Origin of the sequence: Bacillus sp. FSL K6-3458 (genome assembly GCF_038005045.1) — a bacterium.
Classification (GTDB): Bacteria; Bacillota; Bacilli; order Bacillales; family Bacillaceae; genus Bacillus; species Bacillus altitudinis.
Genome location: NZ_JBBOSI010000001.1, coordinates 3,726,031 through 3,746,094 on the forward strand (window position 1 = coordinate 3,726,031; position 20,064 = coordinate 3,746,094).

Below are 20,064 nucleotides of genomic sequence, written 5' to 3' on the forward strand. Positions count from 1 at the left end.
GACGTGGGAGATATTCATTTAGAATATATCTTTAATCCTGCACTGGCAAAAGCGTCATTTCCGTTTGTGATGAAAGGCATCTGGCTGACGCTGCTCATTTCTTTTGTGAGCATGTTTTTTGGTACGATTCTAGGCTTTTTTATTGCCCTTGCTAGAATGGCAAATACGTGGTTCCTTCGGCTGCCTGCACGGCTGTATATTTCATTCATGCGAGGGGTTCCCATTCTGGTCATTTTGTTTATCCTTTATTTCGGATTCCCTTACATCGGCATTGAATTTACAGCTGTCACTGCTGCTATTATTGGATTCAGCTTCAATAGTGCTGCATACATTGCCGAAATAAACCGGGCGGCTCTCTCCTCTGTTCCAAGTGGTCAAGTGGAAGCCGCCAAATCACTTGGTCTCAGCTATTGGCAAACGATGCGCGGAGTCATTTTGCCTCAATCCGTGCGCATTGCACTGCCGCCCCTGACCAACGTCATGCTTGATTTAATCAAAGCTTCCTCACTAGCGGCAATGATTACTGTGCCCGAACTCTTCCAGCAAGCAAAAATTGTGGGTGGACGAGAATTCGATTATATGACCATGTATATATTGGTTGCCTTGATTTACTGGGGCATATGCAGTGTGGTCTCATTGCTCCAAGACTTTTTGGAAAAACGCTATGCAAAATATCTATAACAACAAAAAGCAGATCCATTGGATCTGCTTAGATTGTTGACAAAGGGCTAAAATGAACTTGATTTTAGCCCTTTGTTTCCTTTTCAGCGTGAAAGAAAACCTTTGCAGTCTAGGAAGGACGAGCACTGGAGCAGAGCGAATTTGACATTCGTGAGCACCAGCGCGCAGGACTGACACCGAATGCGAGGGTTTGTCTTCACGCTGAGCAGATCCATTGGATCTGCTTTTTAATGTATCAACCATAACCACACATACAACCCCAATAACGTGATGATCAGCGTTGGTATGGTTAGAATGATTCCAGCTTTCATGTATGCTCCCCAAGAAATATGCACACCTTTTTTCTTCAAGACATGAAGCCACAGCAATGTCGCCAATGAACCGATTGGGGTCATTTTCGGACCAAGGTTTGAGCCGATGACGTTGGCATAAATCAGTGCATCTCTCATCACACCTGCTGTATCTGTGTGACCGATGGCAATCGCATCAATTAAAACGGTTGGGAGGTTGTTCATGACAGAAGATAGCACTGCTGCCAGAACCCCCATAAACATCGTTCCCGCAAGTAAACCGTGTGACGCCCCCTGTTCAATCCACGCCGCTAAAATTTCTGTCAGGCCGACATTTTTCAGCCCATACACCACGACATACATGCCGATAGAGAAAAACACAATCGACCACGGTGCTTCTTTGACGACTCGTTTTGTCGCTACTTGTGGACTCCGTTTCGCCAGCCATAAGAAAGCAATGGCAATGCCTCCTACAATGATTGACACCGGAATGCCTGCCAATTCCCCAGCAAAATATCCAACAAGCAAGCACCCTAACACATACCAAGATAACCGGAACATGCGCAGATCACGAATGGCCGAAGCTGGTTCCTTCGCCTGCGAAACATCGTACGTTTTCGGGATGAGTTTCCGATAAAACACATACAGCACAAGCATACTAGCGCCAAGCGATACAAGGTTTGGGACGAACATGTTTGCTGTATATTCAAGAAAGCCAATATGAAAATAATCGGCTGATACGATATTGACCAAGTTACTAATGACAAATGGCAAAGACGTCGTATCTGCAATAAAGCCGCTTGCCATGACAAATGGCAGGATCATACGCTCATCCAGCTTCAGCGCTCTGACCACAGATAAAACGATCGGGGTTAAGATAAGTGCTGCTCCATCGTTGGCAAAAAAAGCTGCTACCACAGCGCCGAGCAATGTTAAATAAATAAACATGCGGACCCCGTTCCCTCTTGCGGCTTTTGCCATATGAAGTGCCGCCCATTCAAAAAAACCAATCTCATCTAAAATCAATGAAATGATGATAATTCCAATAAATGCAAAGGTGGCGTTCCAGACAATTTGGGTAACTTCCCATACATCGCCCAAATGAACGACCCCAAAAGCAAGAGCAAGAATCGCTCCCCCGCACGCTGACCATCCAATGGTTAAACGTCCTGGCTGCCAAATGACAAGGACGAGGGTCATGATGAAAATTAAAATGGCCAAGGTGACTGATCCCAAAGGTGGCCCTCCTTTCACTTTCCTCATAAAATCTTTATCTATCATACAACGAAATAAGGCAATTGTATGCCATTTTATGATCTCGCATAAAAATCCGCAGGTCATCCTTTGCACCTGCGGAGTCCACGCCTATTGATCTTTTTTCATCAGCATCAATTCAATAAATAACTCACATCGCTGGCTAAAATGACTTAAATCAATAGACGTCATTTCAAAAATTTGTTTCATTCGATAGTTTAGTGTATTTTGATGAATAAACAACTGCTCTGCAGCTGGTTTTAGCTTGCAATTATTCAATAAGTAGACCTCTAAGGTTTTTAAAAATGATGTTTGGCTGTCACGGTCTTTTTCCTTTAGGCGCAACAAATCTGGATTAAAGTCGTTTTTCTTTTTTTGGTGACTGTAAATCGAGTCTAAGAACCGGAAGACCCCCAAATGCTCGTAATCGTATGGAATCAATTCCTGTCCGCCGACAATCTTCACTGCTTTCACGACTTCTATCGCTTCAAATCGACTTGTGCTCATTTTCATGACATCTCGATATTCTCTTCCCATCCCAATATATAAAGGAGATGGGTGTGTATGCGTTTTCGATTGAAGATGGGCGACGACATCCGCAGCGGTCGCTTTTGGTGAGTGGCGATCTGACAAACTGCCTAATATCACGACGATGTCTGCTTGCACAGAGTAGACGTGATTGACCTTGTCTTCTAGCTGTAAATAGGTTCTAATCACATCCTTCACATCTTCTGCCGTCTCACTTTTGTTATCGGCGGCATGAACAACCATCACAGTAAAGACAGCTGGCAGTGGAATGCTTAAATTCTCAGCTTCCCATTTCAGCTCTTCTTCTGTATAAAAATGATCATCCATGACCTTTTTGAAGAACTCTTCAATCTTGCCTTCCTTTTTCTCCAACTGTTTCTTATTTTTATAAATAACTTTTCCAACTTGAAACGATGCCTCGTGTAAAAATTGCAGTTCCTCTTGAGAGAGAGAATCTTCAATGTCCTGCACCCAAATAAAGCCAACAACCTCTTGTTTGTGTTTGGCGCTCACAGCCACTCGTCGATTAAACCCGAGCTCCTCATGACCATTCACATAAAAAGGATTTGAATCTGTATATAGCTGCTCAATGACCCCTGTTTTTTTTAACCAATCCACCACAGCTCCCGGACATTCCTTTGAGAAAATGGTTTGCTGATTGACTGGGTCGAACTGCTGGATGCTGTAAGAATTATAAGCAAGCAGCTGACATTCAGTACTTTCTAAAATGACTGGTTTTTTTAAATACCCACTAATAAATGCAATTAATTTATCGACATCAAAAAATGTATGAAGCTTTTCTAATATCTCTTCCATCCCGATTGCTCCCTGAATAAGTGATACATTTATCATACTTCTTTCCAGTCATATTTGTATAGAAACAAGTCGTAGACAGGTAAAAAAAGCATGAACTCGCCTGCACGAGTTCATGCTTTTCCATATTAAAACATTTCGCTAATCGTTTTGGCCTGCATGTGCAGAGCAAGATAATCTGGTCCGCCTGCTTTTGAATCAGTTCCTGACATTTTAAAGCCGCCAAATGGGTGGTATCCCACAATCGCTCCCGTACAGTTACGGTTAAAGTAAAGGTTCCCGACATGGAACTCCTGCTTCGCACGGTTGATGTGATCACGATTATTTGTAATGACCGCACCGGTTAACCCGTATTCTGTGTTGTTGGCTACTTCAAGCGCCTCATCAAAGCTTGAGACTTTTGAGAAAGCTAGGACAGGTCCAAAGATTTCTTCTTGCATTAAACGAGATGTTGGCTCTAGATCTGCAAACACGGTTGGATGAATGAAGTACCCTTCTGAATCATCACTTGTTCCGCCAGTGACTAGACGACCTTCTTGCTTGCCAATCTCGATATATTCCGTGATCTTGTCAAAGGAAGCTTGATCAATGACAGGTCCCATGTACACATCAGCTGATAACGGATTCGCTGTTGTTTTCGTTTCTGTGATTTCCTTCACTCGCTCAACGACTTGGTCATACAGCTTCTCGTGGACGACAGCACGAGATCCAGCTGAACATTTTTGACCTGAGAACCCGAAGGCTGATGTGAAAATGGCGTTAGCGGCTAATTCGACATCTGCATCCTCATCTACAACGACTGTATCCTTACCGCCCATTTCAGCAATGACACGCTTTAAATGCTGTTGTCCTGGCTGTACTTTTGCCGCACGTTCAAAAATACGTGTGCCCACTTCTCTTGATCCAGTGAATGTAATGAGGCTTGTTTTTGGATGATCTACTAAGTAATCTCCAACTTCTGCTCCGCTACCTGGCACGAAGTTGACAACACCTTTCGGAAGACCTGCTTGCTCCAGTTCTTCTACAAAGCGGGCAGCAATGACAGGCGTCGCACTTGCTGGCTTTAATACAACTGTATTCCCTGTGACGATTGGTGCAACCGTTGTTCCTGCCATGATTGCAAACAAGAAGTTCCATGGTGGAATGACAAGCGTCACGCCAGTTGGTGTGTACACATATTGATTGCGTTCCCCTTCGCGGCTGTTCACCGGTTTGCCTTTCGCAAGCTCTAGCATTTGACGGGCATAATACTCTAGGAAGTCAATGGCTTCTGCTGTATCTGCATCCGCTTCATTCCAAGGCTTCCCTGCTTCTTTTACGAGAAGGGCTGAATACTCATGCTTTTTACGGCGAATGCTTGCCGCAGCGCGGAATAAGACGCCGGCTCTTTCTTCTGGAGACGTGTAGCGCCATGTTTCAAACGCTTTTGCCGCAGCTTGAATCGCCTGCTCTGCCTCTTCTTTCCCAGCTTTTGATACGGTACCCACGACTTCTTCCTTCTTCGCCGGATTGATCGAGACAATCTTGTCTGTTGTTTCGATTCTTTCTCCATTAATCACAAGCGGATAGGTTTGCCCAAGTGATTCTGTTACTTTGGCTAATGCTTGTTCAAACGCTTGGCGATTTTCTTCCTGGCTAAAATCCGTGAATGGTTCATGCTTGTAAGGTGTTGTCATCTTTGTCACGCTCCCGTTTCAAATTATTTTCTCGTCATCCCTTTTAAAGCAAATGCAATGTTTGCTGGTCGTTCTGCAAGACGTCTCATGTAGTAGCCATACCACTCTCGTCCATACGGGGTGTAGACCCTCATTTGATAGCCTTCCTTCACGAGTGCTTGCTGCGTTTCTGATCTCATGCCATACAGCATTTGAAATTCGAACTGACTTGTCTGTATATTGTGTTTTTTCACAATATGTTTCGTAAATTCGATCATTTGATCGTCATGTGTCGCAATGGCTGTATAGTTCCCTGAGAGTAATTGCTTTTCGATCAGCTTCTTGTAATTCTGATCGACGTCTTTTTTGTTTGGATACGCCACTTCGGCGGATTCCTTATAGGCACCCTTTACAAGTCTTAAAAATGGCTGCAACTCATTTAGGTCATCAAGATCTTGTTCTGTTCTGTACAAATACGCCTGCAAAACCGTACTGACATACTCATATTGAGATTTCATTTCTTTAAAAATGTCCAGCGTTTTTTGACAGCGCTGTTCATCCTCCATATCAATTGTCACCATAATACGGTGTTTCTCTGCCGTATCTAAAATGCTTTTCATATTGCGATACACGAGATCATCGTCAATATCTAAGCCAAGCGATGTCATTTTAAGTGACACATGGGAATTGAGTCCCGCCTCTGCAATTCGCTGAATGGTTTGAATACACTCATTCGTCCGCTCATTTGCAATCTCTGCCTTTGTGACAAACTCACCGAGGTGATCAACCGTTACGGCCATACCTTGATCGTTTAACCGTTTGATGACAGGGATAGCGCTCTCAAAATCCTTCCCACCGATGATTTTCTTTGATGCAACAGCACTTCCCCAATTACGAGCAATATGGTTCAAGAGACTGCTCTTTGACAAAAACAAGAAGAAATTTCTTGTGACCGACTCCATAAAGGGCACCTCCCACTCTTTGTAAGCTATGTCTTTATTGTAAGGCTCATGAGCTGTCCGCTACAATATTTGAAGATGACAAAAATTCTGACTTTTTTTGTGGTTTTATCACAATAGGTGATAAAAAAAGAGTCTGCCGCTATCCGGCTGACTCTCCCCTCCTACGCCCACACCTCATCAAGGGTAGACTGCAAAAGCTCATTTAATTCTTGCATCAGATTGTCTTTCGGCTGATTGTAGCTTTTCACCAATTCATCAAAACGCGCCAGCTCTTGATCAATAAATGGATGGACATGAGCGAGACGGTTCTCTACATCCATTTCTTCTCCGTCCATTTTACGTTTGAGCAGTTCGTGAATTTCTGCTAACAGCGGGCCTTCCTCCACTAGCTCCTTGAGTAATTCATGAAAGTCCATTGGTGGAACTGTTCGGTAACGTTCAATCCACTGACAGGCAAGCAGCGGACGAAGCACATAGAAATACTTCTTGATTCGCACCTGCTCTCCTCGTAAATGCCGGCTTTCATTCCGCTTCGCCATATTGAGGTAATGATACATCAAAGCCGCAGGGTAAAACGCTCGATCCTTTAATTCTCTTAGCTCCTTTGCCAAAGAGAAAGATTCAGCATAGATGATATCAGAAGACAGCCATTCCATAATGGACGGATTCGATTTATTGAATAAACGCAGCGCCTTTCGCAGCTCCCAGCCGCTGATATCAAGCATGTCATCAATCGGTCGTTCTATGACATCACGATGCTCTTCCATCGCCCAATACCATTCTTTCCGGGGAACATATAAAAAGCGAACATCATAATCACTATCGGTCGAGGGAAAACCCCATGCCCTGCTGCCTGATTCGACGGCAAGACAAATCTTGACGTCATGCGTTTTTTCGATGATTTTCAGCTCTTTCTTAATTCTCTCTCTCAAGTGTCCATCAACTCTTTCTATAGAATTCTGCATGACTTCTTCACCTTTTGGGAAAATACGAATAAGACATATATGAAAAAGGAGTTGGATCTGATGTCTATATCTCGCATTATGAAATGGATCACTGGGATTTTTGAAGCTTGCCTTGCTATCCCTGTGATCGGAGGTCTATTCGTTATCAGCAATGGCTATTCACCGCTCATGGTCATGCTTATTCTGCATATTATCACACTCGTCTTATCGAAGCGAGACCAGGGACCAATGATTGGAAGTATCATTGGAATTGTCACATCCTGCCTTGCATGGATTCCGATTCTCGGATTCATCCTTCACATCATCACAGCCCTTGCCCTGATCGTTACAGCATTAGTGCCTGATGAAAAAACAAGACAGAACACCAGTTATTAAGCTGATCGCTCCAATAGCTGAAAAAGACAAAGAGCTAAAATGAATGTCATTTTAGCTCTTTGTCATGCTTTTATGTTGATAGAAGCAAATGCTTTTGTAAAAAGGACAGCTTCTCTGTTTGAAAAGCAGGAATAAACTCGTGCCCAAAATATCGGTACACTTTCAGCTCTTTATCTGTTTCTAAATGATTGTATGCCGCAAACACGGTGGATGGCGGTGTCACTTGATCAATCAGACCGATTGCCATCAATGTTGGCTGTTTCACCCAGCCGGCTAAATTGATTAAATCAAAGTAACTTAATGTCTCAAATACCTTTTCTTCAGCTTCTGGATCACTGTTTCTGCGAAAGTATGAATTGATTTCTAAATAAGGCTGCTCCAAAGCAACATCAACTGCACGCTCAAAATTTGATAAGTAAGGATAGTCTGCCACAACGACTTTTGGAATGTCTGAAAGGGCTGCGGCCGCAATCGCTAACGCACCCCCCTGACTTCCACCGATCACGCCGATACGATGTTCATCTACTTCGGGGAAAGACTGAATGACTTCAAGTGCACGAACAGCATCTAGATAAACGCCTCGATAATAGTACGTATCCTTCGATAAAATGCCTTTTGTCATCCATCCTAATGCATGCCCGTCTGGCGTCACTGATGTGTCTTCACTGCCACCTTGACCACGGACGAGCATACCAAATGTTGCATAGCCGTGCAGCGCCCAGTTGACGATGTCGTGAATGCCGCCGTCATAGCTGGCATTATAGCCATGAAAACGAACGAGCGCCGGATGCGGACCAGTTTGATCAGGCACAGCATAAAAGCCTTCAATTTTAGAATGTCCAAAGCTTTGATACGTCAGGCGGTACACCTTGACGCCTTTCACTGGATAGTCATAAGATTCAAGTGTTGGCTCTGCCTCCACTTGGCGCAGTTCTTCGAGCGATTTCTTCCAAAAGTCTGAGAAATCAGGACGTGCTGTTTTCTTTGGTTTATATTTTTTTAGCTCTTCTAGTGATAAATCGAACAATTGCATATCATACTATTCCCCTTTGTTTTATTAGTTATGAGTATCATACCACTCATTTCTTGATTGAGAAAGTCATTTAACAAAACCTTCTGACATTTCTATTGGCAAAGATGGCGGAAAGCTTTATGATAAAGAAACTGGCTTGAAGACTAGATGCTTCAGGCAATATCATCCGAACCATTCATTGCATGAAACGAATAAAGGAGGCAGACCGACATGAACATCGCCCTGATTCAAATGGACGTACAAATAGGAGAACCTGATGTAAACTTTCAGAAAGCAGAAGCGTTTTTAGAAGAAGCCATCCGTCAGCAGCCTGATGTGATTATTCTACCTGAAATGTGGAATACCGGCTATGCGTTAGAGCAAGCGGATGAGCTTGCCGATGCAGATGGCGAGCGAACAAAACAACTCTTCTCTTCCTTTGCCCGCAAGCACCAAGTGTATCTCATCGCAGGCAGTGTTTTAAATAAGAGGACAGAAGATGAAAACATCACCAATACAATGTATGTCTTTAACCGCCAAGGTGAGCTTTTGTTAGATTATGATAAAATTCATTTATTCCGCTTAATGGATGAGCATAACTATTTAACCGCTGGTGATCAGCTTGGTTTATTTGACTATGGTGAAGATGTAACGATTGGTGCGATGATCTGCTATGACCTCCGCTTCCCTCAGCTTTCTAGGACGCTCGTGAACAAAGGGGCGAAGGTGCTTGTTAATACCGCTCAATGGCCGTCAGCAAGAGTGGACCATTGGCGCAGTCTGCTCATCGCAAGAGCCATTGAGAATCAGTCATTTGTGATTGCGGTGAACCGGACGGGCACAAGCAGAGACACTGAATTCCCTGGTCACTCCATGGTGATTGACCCGCTCGGACGCATTCTGCTTGAGACAAATGATGAAGAAGACATTTATTATGCAAACATTGATCTTCAGCTCGTAGATGAAGTGAGACAACAAATCCCCGTCATGACAGATCAGCGGCTGGATTTATATTAGAAAGCAGGGGACTCCCCTGCTTTTTACGTTTAATTAAACGTTTGTTTAAGCTTTTCCTTGATTCTGTTGAAGGTCCATGAAGGCTTGAGCGGCTTTCGTTAAATATCTTTCTTCCACATATGCAAACACAAGTGTGCGGGTTGGGCATGAATCAATGTGTAAATAAGTGACTGCTTTCCTTTCTTCTTGTGCCACCATTTTCGGCACCACCGTCACACCTAGCTCATTTTCAACCAATGCCTGAGCTGTTTGAATATGACTTGTTTCAAATGCAATCCTCGGCCGAAAGCCATGATGACGGCACAGTTCCGTGACCACTTGCCGAAAGCCATATCCCTCTTTCAGCATAATAAATGGGGCATCTTCCAGAAGATGAAACGGGATAGACCCTTCTTGATCCGCTTGATTGATGATTTGATTGAGTTCATCCGTCAACCACGGTTGAGCCGTTTGCGGAATGGCGAGGAGAAGCGGCTCTGTCAGCATTTGTTTTGTTTTCAATGATTCATGCTCGACAGGCAGAGAAAGAATCGCCAGATCCAGTTTCCCAGCGAGTAAACGTCTTTCTAGCTCACGAGGCGATTCTTCTATCAAATGAACGTGAACGTGCGGATACGTTTGACAATAGGTTTTTAATAAACTTGGCAGGACATATCCCCCTGTGACAGCTGGCGCACCGATCATCAGTTCTTTCCCTACCTCATAAGCAGCTTCCCCCATCTCACGCAATAAATCATCTCGTTCCTTCAAAATGGTTCCTGCTCTTTTGATCAATCGGTTTCCTTGAGGTGTAGGAGTGACTTGTCCATACTTCCGAATAAACAGAGGAGTATCTAATTCCTCCTCAAGTTTTTTAATTTGCTGACTTAACGAGGGCTGTGCAATGTGAAGTTTTTCCGCTGCTTTTGTAAAGCTTTGCTGCCGGTACACTTCCATGACATATTCCATCATTCGTATATCCACTTCTCTCACCTCATAGGTTTTAACTATTCATATCATATCTTTTATGTCTTAGACAAATCACGGGAAGAACCCTACGATAAAGAAACAACAAAAAGGGGGTAAAGGAATGAATCCATATTCAAAAGCCGAGAAACAATTCTCACAAAATGCAGAGAACTACCGAGATTCACCCATCTTTGCAGCTGGAAAAGAACTTGAATGGATGAAAACGGCGGCGAAGGCAAAGGGCGATGAGCATCTACTTGATATCGGCTGCGCGGCAGGTCATACCGTTTTCTCCTTTTCAGACGTCATCTCTAAAGGAATCGGGATTGATGTCACACACAAAATGATCGAGGTTGCTACAGCACTTTCGGAAGAGCGCCAACTGAACCACATTACGTTTGAGCAGGCATCCGCAGACGCATTGCCCTTTTCTGATGCATCATTTGATCTGGTCACATGCCGATTTGCTGCTCATCACTTCCCACATCTCCCGGCAGCCATGTCTGAAATCAGCCGAGTCTTAAAGAAAGGCGGCAAATTTCTACTTGTCGATCATTATGCACCTGAAAACCAAGCACAGGATGACTTTATTAATCATTTAAATAGACTGAGAGATCCCTCCCATGTGCGAGAAAGCTCGTTATCAGAATGGAAAGAGCTTTTCGCTGACAACCATCTGACGAAAGAAGAAATCCGTTACTGGGATCTGCATATTGATTATCAGGACTGGATCATACGAGGACGTACACCAGAGAATGTTCAAAAGGAAATCGTTGCCCACCTTCATGCTGCAGACGATGAAACGAAACAGCTGTTTCAACTGCAATTCGACGAACATCGTCAGCCAACATCCTTTTGCCTAAAAGCCACACTGCTTCAAGGGATCAAACATTAAACTGATCGAAAAAGTCTACCCTAGCCGGTAGACTTTTATATTATGAATATACATTTCCACTATCTGATAGATATACTTTTCATGTTCGTGACAAGGAGTGCTGATAATGTTTCTATTATAAGATAATTGAACTGAGGTAGGTTAGGCTTTTTCAAAAGTGTACGTAAATCCTCTGAATAAAAAAAGAACCTACCCTCTTTAGAATAAGTTCTTCACTGCATGCATCACTTACGGTGCAATATCCTCTAATACTTTCTCTCTCGTTTCGATCATTTTAAAAGCAAGAATTGCTCCCACTACAGTCACACTTGCAAAAAGAATAAAAATAGTTGAAACACCGCTCACCTCTAAAATAAAACCTATCATAATAGGAGCAATCGCTGAGGCCAGCCTAAGCCACGCTGTAGCAAATGCCGTACCAATTACCCTCATACGGGTTGGATAGATTTCAGGTGTATATAAATAGAGAAGAACTGTAATTGTCCCCATCATTCCGTAGGCAGCGGACCCTAAATAAATAACGCTTTCTGGAGAATTTGCTCCGCTGATCCATAAAGCCGTTAATAAAGCACCTGTTACGATAAATGCAATGGTTGCCCAACGCTTCCGTCCTACTTTATCGATTAAAAATGCACAAGCGAATACCCCTATGGTCTGTAAAATATTTGTGAGAGAGGCTGCCCTTAATGAATCTCCAACTGGCAAATTATAAACCGTATTATAAAGACTCGGTAACCAGTTATTTAATCCATTCGATACAAAGTAGGCAGAAAACCATAGTCCCCATACGATCAATGTTCTTTTACGATAAAAAGTAGAAAAGAGCTCTTTCCAGTCGCCTTTTTCAGTGCTGCTGGACACTTGCTTTGCAACAGGCATTCGTTTGTCTGTACTAGCTTCAATCTCTTCAATGATTCCTTCGGCTTCATCTAACCTGCCTTTTGAAATAAGCCATCTTGGAGACTCGCGTAACATGAAAAAGAAGACAAAGACGATTAAACCGCCAATTCCACCAATCAAGAACATCCATTTCCACCCAAAGCTAGGTACAACAAATGCACCAATTTGAGCTGAGATCATTAATCCTAATGGAAAAATCATCTCATAGAGCATAAAAAATCTCCCTCTCCCTTGGGCCCGGGACAACTCATTGATATATGAGGCCGCTACTGGCACTTCTCCTCCTACTCCAATCCCCTGTATAAAACGAAAAATAAAAAGGGCCATAAAGTTACCTGAAAATACACATGCGATACTCATAATAGACATGAGAAATACAGTCCACTTTGCACTAAATACACGGCCACGTCTTTCTGCTAACCATCCAAAGAAAATAGCACCAATCGCTTGTCCGATATAACCAGACCCAATAAGAAGACCAATTTGAGCAGGTGATAAATTCCACATGCCGATGAGAACTGGGAGAACAAACGCTAAAGATAGTGCATCAAAAGCATCAAAAAAGGTAGCAGATCCCATAATGATACGAGGTTTTAAATGCCATCTCGAAAAAGGTACACTTTCCATCCTAGTCAATAGTTGCGAAGCTCTATCAACAACTTGCTCATCATGAGAATTTGAATTTCCGCTGAGTTCTAACGTCATGATATCTCCTCCTTAATAGAGGAAATGATGCAAAAGTACATGCTGATGAGCACAAAAGAAATCGCTTACATTTTAAATGAAGAGACATTCTAAAGCGATCATATGAGTTTTCAGCATCTATCATTTCTTTTTTGGCGTTCCCGTGGTGCCACGATCTACATAGTACATCGGGAAGATATGTTCCATCTTCTCTAACTGTTCTCCTTCTACTAACTGCGTTAGTAAAGAAACCGCTTTTCTTCCCATTCCAACTAAATCAACATGAACAGAAGATAAAGAAGGGGTTAGAAAACTTGCAATGGGCACATCATCAGCACCAACGACAGACAAATCATGAGGTATTGACACATTTGCGATATCTGCCGCTTTCATGACCCCTATCGCCAAAAAATCTGAAGAGCAAACAACTCCAGTCATGTGCTGGTTTCCTTGGAGAAATTGAGAAACCACTTCTACTACTTTTCCCCCATCAAATTCATCTAACTCAAACACAAGCTCTTTGTTCATTGTTAATCCTAAACTTTTCAGTGTACGCTCATACCCCTTGTAATACCTCACACTATGCATCGAACTCATTGGACCATTGACCAGTCCAATGGTTCGATGACCTTTATCAAATAAGGCCGTGACAGATTGACACACACCTTCCTCATCATCTGGCCTGACACATGGAAATGGAGAATCCTCTAAGTAACTTCCGACAACGATAATGGGAATAGCTAAACTTTTTAACCAATCCATGCTCAATTCTTCATTTCTTGGAGAAAATAAAATGGCACCATCTACAGCTTGCGTTTCAAGTAATCGCTGCTGCTGCACAGATGTAAATGACATCAACATATTGAATTCAGTCTCATCTAATTCCTTCGCTATCCCATCTAAAATCGTCGAAAAAAATGGATTATTCAAAATATATGAACCACGAGGAACCACGACAGCAATATTGCCAGTCTTTCTTTTAACGAGCCCTCTAGCTCCTAAATTAGGACGATAGCCTAATTCATCAATCACTTGTTTGATTCTTTCAGCTGTTTGAGCACCTACTCCTGGTTTGCCACTTAATACTCGGGAAACAGAAGCGATAGATACTCCAGCTTTCAATGCGACATCTTTAATACTTACTGACACATTTCATACCTCCGGGAGTCTGTTGTTTTATACTCTATTATAACCTGACTCACCTTCATCATGAAATCAATGGTCTGTTATTTACTAACGTTTTCCTTAAGTAAACCAACACTTTGAAGGCCCTGACGAATCTCTTCTTTTTCCTTTTGAGTTAAAGGTAATACTGGCTTCCTCGCAAGCGAACTGCTGATCAAACCTCGCTGGAACATCGCTTCCTTCATTCGCAGATGAGAGGTAGAAGAAGGTTCATCCATTTTATACACAGCATGCTTTAATTCAAAGATTCTATCGTACACTTTATTAGCCGCTACAAGGTCTTGTTCTTCCACACATTTCACAAGCTCAGCAATCAAATCTGGGACAAAACAGCCGAAACCTACAAGCGCCCCATCAATTCCTTGAACTAATGTTGGCAATAAATATTCATCGTGACATGTGAGCAACGATACATCTGGTGCATGCTTTTTCAGTGCGCGCACATCGACTTCATATTGCGCCATGTCTCTTTGACCGATTTTAAATGAGACAACGTTTGGAATCTCCGACATTTCTAATAATTGACTGGTTGTATAAGAGGTTTTTGTCCATGTTGGATATTGATGAACGATGATTGAAATGTCAATTGCTTCTGCAACATCTTGAAAGAATTGGACAGGTGACTCAGGCTGCATACCGAATCTCAGCCATGAATGTGGCGGCATAAGAAGAATACCTTCTCCGCCAGCTTCCTCCACTGCTTTTGCATGCTGGATCGCTTCAATTGTCCCTTCAGCAGAAACCCCAGAAATGACAGGAATTTCTCCCTTTAATTCGTCGGCTGCAATACGCACAGCTTCAGCTCGTTCATGTGGCAGCAAAGTCATAATCTCGCCAGTATGTCCATTGACAACGATCCCATTAATCCCTTCGTGCTCCGCCACCCAGCGAACAAGCTTACGAAAAGCAGGTTCATCAATTGAATAGTCATCTTTAAAAGGAATTAAGACTGCCGGGAATACACCGCTCCATTTTTCTTTATTTTTCATCAATAAATTCCTCCCCATCCGTTATAGTAAACGTTTACGGTAAGCGTTTACGTTAATAATCATAGAATGATCTAACCGAAGGTGTCAACAATATTTTTAAAATTATAATAATTCAAAAAATGATTATTAGAATTTAGATACTATTTTATTTTTTCAAAAAAAGAAAATAAGAGATATATTTCGGTTCCCACATCAATCAAAAAACCTCGTCATCTTGAACTCGTTGTAGTCTAATCACCACTTTTTTCAAACGGCTAGACACACCACATAAAGGATGCATACATTTTGATATAATGACGAAGGAAAAAACATCTTTTATTCTTTTTTTTCATCCATCATCCAACTTAGACTGTGATTTCTTTGACTACTCCTGATCTAATAGAAAAAGTCTACCCCCTTAGGATAGACTTTTTTATTTCGAATATAGATCCCAGCCAAGCTTGAGTGTGTCGACAATATAATTGGCGACTTCTTCAGCTTCTAGATGATCTGTTTCCACTCTTGAGTTATGAAGGGAATAAATTTCCCGGCGCTCTTCAAACAGCTCTTTCATCTCGTCAAGCGTGCGGTTATGAAGAACAGGACGGTTTTCAATTAAAATATCCAGCCGCTGTTTCCAATTCTCCCAAGATAGGTCAAGGAAAAGAACCGTACAATGCTTTAAGCAAGATCGTTTGATTTCTTCCTGTTTAAACGCACCGCCTCCAAGAGACACGATCTTTAGCTGAGTATGTTCACATAAATCAACGATATAGTCCTTTTCAGCCTGCCTGAAGAACGCTTCTCCTTTTTGCTGAAACATTTCTGGAATCGTCATGTTGTACTTTTTCTCAATCTCCTGATCAACATCAATAAAATCTCTATATAACTTTTTGGCAACCAGCTGCCCAATGGTTGTTTTCCCAACGCCCATAAAGCCAATGAGGACAATATTTCGCTGTCTCACAGGAATCTCTCTATTGTTTTTCATGTTCGTGACACGTCCTCCTTACGACAAGGAATGCTACATAATGTTTCTATTATATGATAAATGGACTGAGAAAAGATAGGCATTCTTAAAAATTGTGTTTGACGACGTAACCGAGCTGTTCGGAGAGCTTCTCGGCATGCTCTTTCACTTTTTGCTGCAATTGAGGGATGACATCTTCAGTAAATCGTTGGGTCGGTCCAGATATGGATAAACATGCCTGCACCTCCCCATGAATGTTAAAGATCGGTGCCGCCACTGCCGCCGACCCGACTTCCCGTTCATCAATACTGCAAGCGGTATGCGTTTCAAGAATATGACGACATTCTTTTTGCCATTCCTCCATCGTCATGTGATCAGCCTCAGACGCGAAAACTTGCTGTTGAAACTCTTCGCTTTGGAAAGCAAGCAGCACCTTTCCACCAGCACCAGCGTATAACGGCAGCTTCTCACCGATTTTCACAAGATGCCGAATCGATTGCAGCCCTTCGGCTTGTTCAATACATACCCTGCTTTTGTGATCGAGCACATACAGGTTGACGGTTTCCTTCGTTTCATCACGAAGTGTGTACATGAGCGGTTTTGCCAGTTCCCTCAATTTGATGGACTTCCCAGCAATATAACCGAGAAGATAAAGTCTTTGACCGAGCCGGTACTTCATTGTCTCTTGGTTCTTTTCCACAAAATGATTCATTTCAAGTGCCTTGAGCAGTCTCGTTGTGGTAGACATTGCTAAGTTCATCTCTTTTGAAATGTCCGTTAGCGTCAACTCTTGACGTTCTTCGCTAAAGCAAGAAAGAATATCCAAAGCCCGCTGAACGGTACGCAATCCTGATTCTTCTTTTGACTTCTTATCAGCCATGTTCACTTTCTCCTTTTCCCCTTTGATTTCTTATCGACATGATTGACCAATTTTGCTATAATCCATTTTAAATGTTCCATTAAAAGAAAACAAATTCCACTGTACGGAATAAAACCGATAGATGTTTTGATGGAGGAGATATCATGATCTACCTGCTCATTTTCACACTTCTTATTAGCTTATACATCGTTCATCAACTATTCCCTGCTCCCATTCTCTCCTATTTGGTTGGTCTGCTGGCGGCTGCTTCGCTTACCATTTCCTTCAAGAAGGCCAATGGGCTTTATTTGAAAACGGGTGCTATGTTTCTCTTGATTGGATTGGTGTTATTTTTCTGGTCAGAACAGCCTTTGCATACGCTTTTCCTTCATTTTCATTCCATGCTAGGCTTGCTTTCTTTATTTTTCATGTTGCCATTTATTCATTCTCTCATACATGTTGGACATTTCGATACTCAATTAAATAAACTGCTTACCTTACATACAACGAGTACAAATCAGCTTTATCGCAAGAGTTCATTTGTCACTCATGTTCTTGGCATGTTTTTAAATATCGCAACGATTCCCTTATTATATACATCCTTGAAACCGTCGCTGAACGCCCTTCAGGAACAAGTCAAACAGCACCTTTATACGCGCAATCTTTTAAGGTCATATGCGCTATGTCTTAGCTGGAGTCCTGTCGAAGTACTGGTGAGTGTCACCATTGATGCAACCAAATTGAAATATTATCAGATTGCACCCGTTACCTTTTGTTTAATGGTGCTTGTGCTGTTGACGGATTGGTTGCTGTTTTCTCGTCAAAGCAAACGATTGCCGCATATCATCCAGCCGGCAGAAGCTCACTCCAACCCTCATCGCATCAAGAGAAAAACCATTCAGCTTGCTTTCATGCTGCTCAGTTTTATGACAGTCGTTTCGCTTGTTGACGCCTGGATTGGGAAAGGTTATCTGTTCGCTGTTGTGCTGACGATTATTCCTTTCGCTCTATTATTCTCGTCTATCATCAAAAAACGAAAACAATATGTAGCCGTCTCTATTCCCCATTGGAAAGAACGGACCCGCCAGCTCTCCAATTATATGTGTCTATTTTTAAGCGCGGGCTTCTTTGTCGATATGCTGCTTGTCACAAACAGCTTGCAGCCGATTCAAGCATTTATCGTCAGTATATCAGATCATGCCATTTGGGTTTATGGGGTCATCGGGCTGTATTTTCTCATCACCGCTCTTTGCGGTTTTCACCCGCTCGTTTCGCTTGCTCTCTTAGTGAGCTTGATGGCACCTGTCATTCATGAACTGCCTGCCCTTCCCATCGCAATCATGCTCATTATCGCTGGAACCTCAACGGTCATGTTTAGCCCGTATAATGTATCTGTCTCCCTATTAGCCGATTTGATGAAGGTCAACCCTTACCGAATCACTCGATGGAATATCTGGTTTGCTGGTTTTTATATCAGCATGGGGATCGCATGTGCAACGATCATCACCGTCATCTTTTATTCATAGAAAAAGAGAACCCAATGAGTTCTCTTTCAAGATTGTTGACAAAGGGCTAAAATGAACTTGATTTTAGCCCTTTGTCTTCTTTTCAGTGTGATAGAAAACCTTTGTAGCCCTAGGAAGGACGAGTACTGGCGCGGAGCGAATTTGACATTCGTGAGCACCGGCACACAGGACTGACACCGAATGCGAGGGTTTGTCTACACGCTGAAAGAGAACCCAATGAGTTCTCTTTTTCTTACTCTCTATTATTTTAATTGAATCCGTTCAATCTTACCTACAATAAAGATATACGACAACGCTCCGCCTAATGCCACTAGGCTGACGAATAAAATACCGCCGTTGTAAGAGCCTGTCGCCGATACAATGAATCCGATAATCAGCGGGGTGATGATGCCGGATAAGTTAGCAAAGAAGTTAAATACGCCGCCAGCCAGCCCGACCATTTCTCTTGGTGCCACCTCAGACAGCATGGTCCAGGAGATATTAGACAGTCCTTGCGCAAAGGACGCGATGGATAAAATAGTCAGCACAAGCGGGATATTCGTTGTAAAATTCGCTAAAACAATGGTACTTGTCAGAAGCAGACCGACCACAACAGGCAGCTTTCTCGCTACATTGACCGATACACCCTTTTTAAGCAGCCAGTCAGACACATAGCCTCCAAACAGCACTCCAAAGAATGCAGCGATGTATGGCAGGGATGCCGCAAAACCCACTTTGAGAAAGGCCATATTTTTCGCCTCTGCTAAATAGGTCGGAAACCATGTTAAAAAGAAAAAGAGGGTAGACGCAACAGAAAATTGACCAATATAGAGTCCAATCAATTTACGATATTTTAAAAGTGCGGCAAAGTCTGCCCATTTCAATTTCTCCTGTGATGCCACAGTCAGTCCTTCGCCTTGACGGATCAATTCTAACTCATCTTCATTGATCTTCGGATGCTCTTTCGGTTCGTGATAAAACTTGTACCAAAAGAAAGCAAATATAATACCGAGCGCACCAGCAGTAATAAAGACGGTTCTCCAATCGAAAGTTGTCATAATCCAAAAAAGAAGAGGTGTCGCAAATGCAAGCCCCACATACTCTCCAGCGGTATAAACCCCTGTTGCAAATGCGCGTTCCCGCCTTGGAAACCATGTGGTCACAATGCGATTATTCGCAGGAAATGCGGGAGATTCTGTAATTCCGATAAACAAACGGCAGCCAAATAAGAAGGCAAAGCTGTTCGCAAACGCCTGTAAACCGGTGAAAATAGACCAAGTAATGAGTGATATTCCATACGTTACCTTTGATCCAAACTTATCAAGAATAAAGCCGCCAGGGATCTGCATGGCTGTATAGGTCCAGCTAAATGCTGAAAAGATGAGGCCTAATAAGGCAGGGTTTAATTGCAATGAAGACTGAATCGCAGGTGCAACAATGGATACACTGGCTCGATCAATATAGTTAATAGCGGTAATAAAAAACAACAGAATCAAGATGCCGAAACGAGCTTTTGTTGGTTTCGCATAAGCAGGTCGCAAGTCGTTCCCCTTCAGTTCTGAATGCACTTTCATAACCATCCTCCTTTGTTTCCGCAG

Annotated in this window: 18 protein-coding genes; 5 read left to right on the top strand and 13 right to left on the bottom strand. The window is 42.6% G+C overall.

The features are described 5' to 3' along the window. Positions 1-3: 3 nt before the first annotated feature. Entirely contained in the window at positions 4-681 is a 678-nt protein-coding gene (locus MHH23_RS19505; protein ID WP_008347854.1) for an amino acid ABC transporter permease, read from the top strand. A gap of 227 nt (positions 682-908) precedes the next feature. Here MHH23_RS19505 and MHH23_RS19510 read toward each other — a convergent pair whose 3' ends face one another. The 5 genes from MHH23_RS19510 to MHH23_RS19530 all read right to left on the bottom strand — a co-directional run bounded on the left by MHH23_RS19510 (position 909) and on the right by MHH23_RS19530 (position 7,148). Then, positions 909-2,207: an arsenic transporter gene (locus MHH23_RS19510; RefSeq protein WP_008342056.1), complete on the bottom strand. Its 1,299-nt coding sequence runs from the start codon at positions 2,205-2,207 to the stop codon at positions 909-911. Between the two features lie 129 nt (positions 2,208-2,336). Further along, on the bottom strand, positions 2,337-3,569 hold the full coding sequence (locus MHH23_RS19515; protein ID WP_017358555.1) for a PucR family transcriptional regulator: 1,233 nt from the start codon (positions 3,567-3,569) through the stop codon (positions 2,337-2,339). 125 nt (positions 3,570-3,694) lie between these two features. Next, a complete protein-coding gene (pruA, locus tag MHH23_RS19520; RefSeq protein WP_007498254.1) occupies positions 3,695-5,242 on the bottom strand; it encodes an L-glutamate gamma-semialdehyde dehydrogenase in 1,548 nt (515 codons plus the stop codon). Between the two features lie 23 nt (positions 5,243-5,265). Beyond that, positions 5,266-6,183: a proline dehydrogenase family protein gene (locus MHH23_RS19525; protein ID WP_024718963.1), complete on the bottom strand. Its 918-nt coding sequence runs from the start codon at positions 6,181-6,183 to the stop codon at positions 5,266-5,268. Between the two features lie 161 nt (positions 6,184-6,344). Beyond that, entirely contained in the window at positions 6,345-7,148 is an 804-nt protein-coding gene (locus MHH23_RS19530; RefSeq protein ID WP_138278078.1) for a nucleotidyltransferase domain-containing protein, read from the bottom strand. A gap of 60 nt (positions 7,149-7,208) precedes the next feature. On the opposite strand from MHH23_RS19530, the gene MHH23_RS19535 reads away from it, so the two are divergent. Beyond that, positions 7,209-7,523 carry a hypothetical protein gene (locus MHH23_RS19535; protein WP_008342068.1) on the top strand — a complete coding sequence of 105 codons (315 nt, stop codon included), beginning with the start codon at positions 7,209-7,211 and terminating at the stop codon, positions 7,521-7,523. A gap of 70 nt (positions 7,524-7,593) precedes the next feature. Here MHH23_RS19535 and MHH23_RS19540 read toward each other — a convergent pair whose 3' ends face one another. Next, a complete protein-coding gene (locus MHH23_RS19540) occupies positions 7,594-8,556 on the bottom strand; it encodes an acetylxylan esterase (protein WP_159160207.1) in 963 nt (320 codons plus the stop codon). Between the two features lie 210 nt (positions 8,557-8,766). Between MHH23_RS19540 and MHH23_RS19545 the strand changes: the two genes are divergently transcribed. After that, positions 8,767-9,552 carry a carbon-nitrogen family hydrolase gene (locus MHH23_RS19545; protein ID WP_024718966.1) on the top strand — a complete coding sequence of 262 codons (786 nt, stop codon included), beginning with the start codon at positions 8,767-8,769 and terminating at the stop codon, positions 9,550-9,552. A gap of 45 nt (positions 9,553-9,597) precedes the next feature. Here MHH23_RS19545 and MHH23_RS19550 read toward each other — a convergent pair whose 3' ends face one another. Beyond that, the gene (locus MHH23_RS19550) at positions 9,598-10,503 is read right to left on the bottom strand and encodes a LysR family transcriptional regulator (protein ID WP_340960148.1); all 906 of its coding nucleotides are present in this window, start codon (positions 10,501-10,503) and stop codon (positions 9,598-9,600) included. Positions 10,504-10,621: 118 nt separating this feature from the next. On the opposite strand from MHH23_RS19550, the gene MHH23_RS19555 reads away from it, so the two are divergent. Then, positions 10,622-11,395 carry a class I SAM-dependent methyltransferase gene (locus tag MHH23_RS19555; protein WP_159145381.1) on the top strand — a complete coding sequence of 258 codons (774 nt, stop codon included), beginning with the start codon at positions 10,622-10,624 and terminating at the stop codon, positions 11,393-11,395. Positions 11,396-11,623: 228 nt separating this feature from the next. Here MHH23_RS19555 and MHH23_RS19560 read toward each other — a convergent pair whose 3' ends face one another. From MHH23_RS19560 to MHH23_RS19580, 5 genes are all read right to left on the bottom strand, one after another. Beyond that, a complete protein-coding gene (locus MHH23_RS19560; protein ID WP_058336338.1) occupies positions 11,624-13,000 on the bottom strand; it encodes an MFS transporter in 1,377 nt (458 codons plus the stop codon). A 120-nt stretch (positions 13,001-13,120) separates the two neighbouring features. Further along, positions 13,121-14,128: a LacI family DNA-binding transcriptional regulator gene (locus MHH23_RS19565; RefSeq protein ID WP_017358562.1), complete on the bottom strand. Its 1,008-nt coding sequence runs from the start codon at positions 14,126-14,128 to the stop codon at positions 13,121-13,123. A gap of 77 nt (positions 14,129-14,205) precedes the next feature. After that, positions 14,206-15,153, bottom strand: coding sequence for a dihydrodipicolinate synthase family protein (locus MHH23_RS19570; protein WP_045034606.1), 948 nt, complete (start codon positions 15,151-15,153; stop codon positions 14,206-14,208). 412 nt (positions 15,154-15,565) lie between these two features. After that, on the bottom strand, positions 15,566-16,123 hold the full coding sequence (locus MHH23_RS19575; RefSeq protein WP_007498270.1) for a shikimate kinase: 558 nt from the start codon (positions 16,121-16,123) through the stop codon (positions 15,566-15,568). 85 nt (positions 16,124-16,208) lie between these two features. Continuing rightward, positions 16,209-16,982, bottom strand: coding sequence for an IclR family transcriptional regulator (locus MHH23_RS19580; protein WP_017366579.1), 774 nt, complete (start codon positions 16,980-16,982; stop codon positions 16,209-16,211). Between the two features lie 143 nt (positions 16,983-17,125). Between MHH23_RS19580 and MHH23_RS19585 the strand changes: the two genes are divergently transcribed. Then, entirely contained in the window at positions 17,126-18,487 is a 1,362-nt protein-coding gene (locus MHH23_RS19585) for a hypothetical protein (RefSeq protein ID WP_039166336.1), read from the top strand. A 242-nt stretch (positions 18,488-18,729) separates the two neighbouring features. On the opposite strand, the gene MHH23_RS19590 is transcribed toward MHH23_RS19585, so the two are convergent. After that, positions 18,730-20,040: an MFS transporter gene (locus MHH23_RS19590; RefSeq protein WP_017366577.1), complete on the bottom strand. Its 1,311-nt coding sequence runs from the start codon at positions 20,038-20,040 to the stop codon at positions 18,730-18,732. Positions 20,041-20,064 lie beyond the last annotated feature (24 nt).

Coding starts and splice junctions, on each gene's coding strand:
- MHH23_RS19515 (WP_017358555.1), bottom strand. CDS start 3,569: ATGGAAGAGATATTAGAAAAGCTTCATACATTTTTTGATGTCGATAAA.
- pruA (WP_007498254.1), bottom strand. CDS start 5,242: ATGACAACACCTTACAAGCATGAACCATTCACGGATTTTAGCCAGGAA.
- MHH23_RS19525 (WP_024718963.1), bottom strand. CDS start 6,183: ATGGAGTCGGTCACAAGAAATTTCTTCTTGTTTTTGTCAAAGAGCAGT.
- MHH23_RS19530 (WP_138278078.1), bottom strand. CDS start 7,148: ATGCAGAATTCTATAGAAAGAGTTGATGGACACTTGAGAGAGAGAATT.
- MHH23_RS19535 (WP_008342068.1), top strand. CDS start 7,209: ATGTCTATATCTCGCATTATGAAATGGATCACTGGGATTTTTGAAGCT.
- MHH23_RS19540 (WP_159160207.1), bottom strand. CDS start 8,556: ATGCAATTGTTCGATTTATCACTAGAAGAGCTAAAAAAATATAAACCA.
- MHH23_RS19545 (WP_024718966.1), top strand. CDS start 8,767: ATGAACATCGCCCTGATTCAAATGGACGTACAAATAGGAGAACCTGAT.
- MHH23_RS19550 (WP_340960148.1), bottom strand. CDS start 10,503: ATGATGGAATATGTCATGGAAGTGTACCGGCAGCAAAGCTTTACAAAA.
- MHH23_RS19555 (WP_159145381.1), top strand. CDS start 10,622: ATGAATCCATATTCAAAAGCCGAGAAACAATTCTCACAAAATGCAGAG.
- MHH23_RS19560 (WP_058336338.1), bottom strand. CDS start 13,000: ATGACGTTAGAACTCAGCGGAAATTCAAATTCTCATGATGAGCAAGTT.
- MHH23_RS19570 (WP_045034606.1), bottom strand. CDS start 15,153: ATGAAAAATAAAGAAAAATGGAGCGGTGTATTCCCGGCAGTCTTAATT.
- MHH23_RS19575 (WP_007498270.1), bottom strand. CDS start 16,123: ATGAAAAACAATAGAGAGATTCCTGTGAGACAGCGAAATATTGTCCTC.
- MHH23_RS19580 (WP_017366579.1), bottom strand. CDS start 16,982: ATGGCTGATAAGAAGTCAAAAGAAGAATCAGGATTGCGTACCGTTCAG.
- MHH23_RS19585 (WP_039166336.1), top strand. CDS start 17,126: ATGATCTACCTGCTCATTTTCACACTTCTTATTAGCTTATACATCGTT.
- MHH23_RS19590 (WP_017366577.1), bottom strand. CDS start 20,040: ATGAAAGTGCATTCAGAACTGAAGGGGAACGACTTGCGACCTGCTTAT.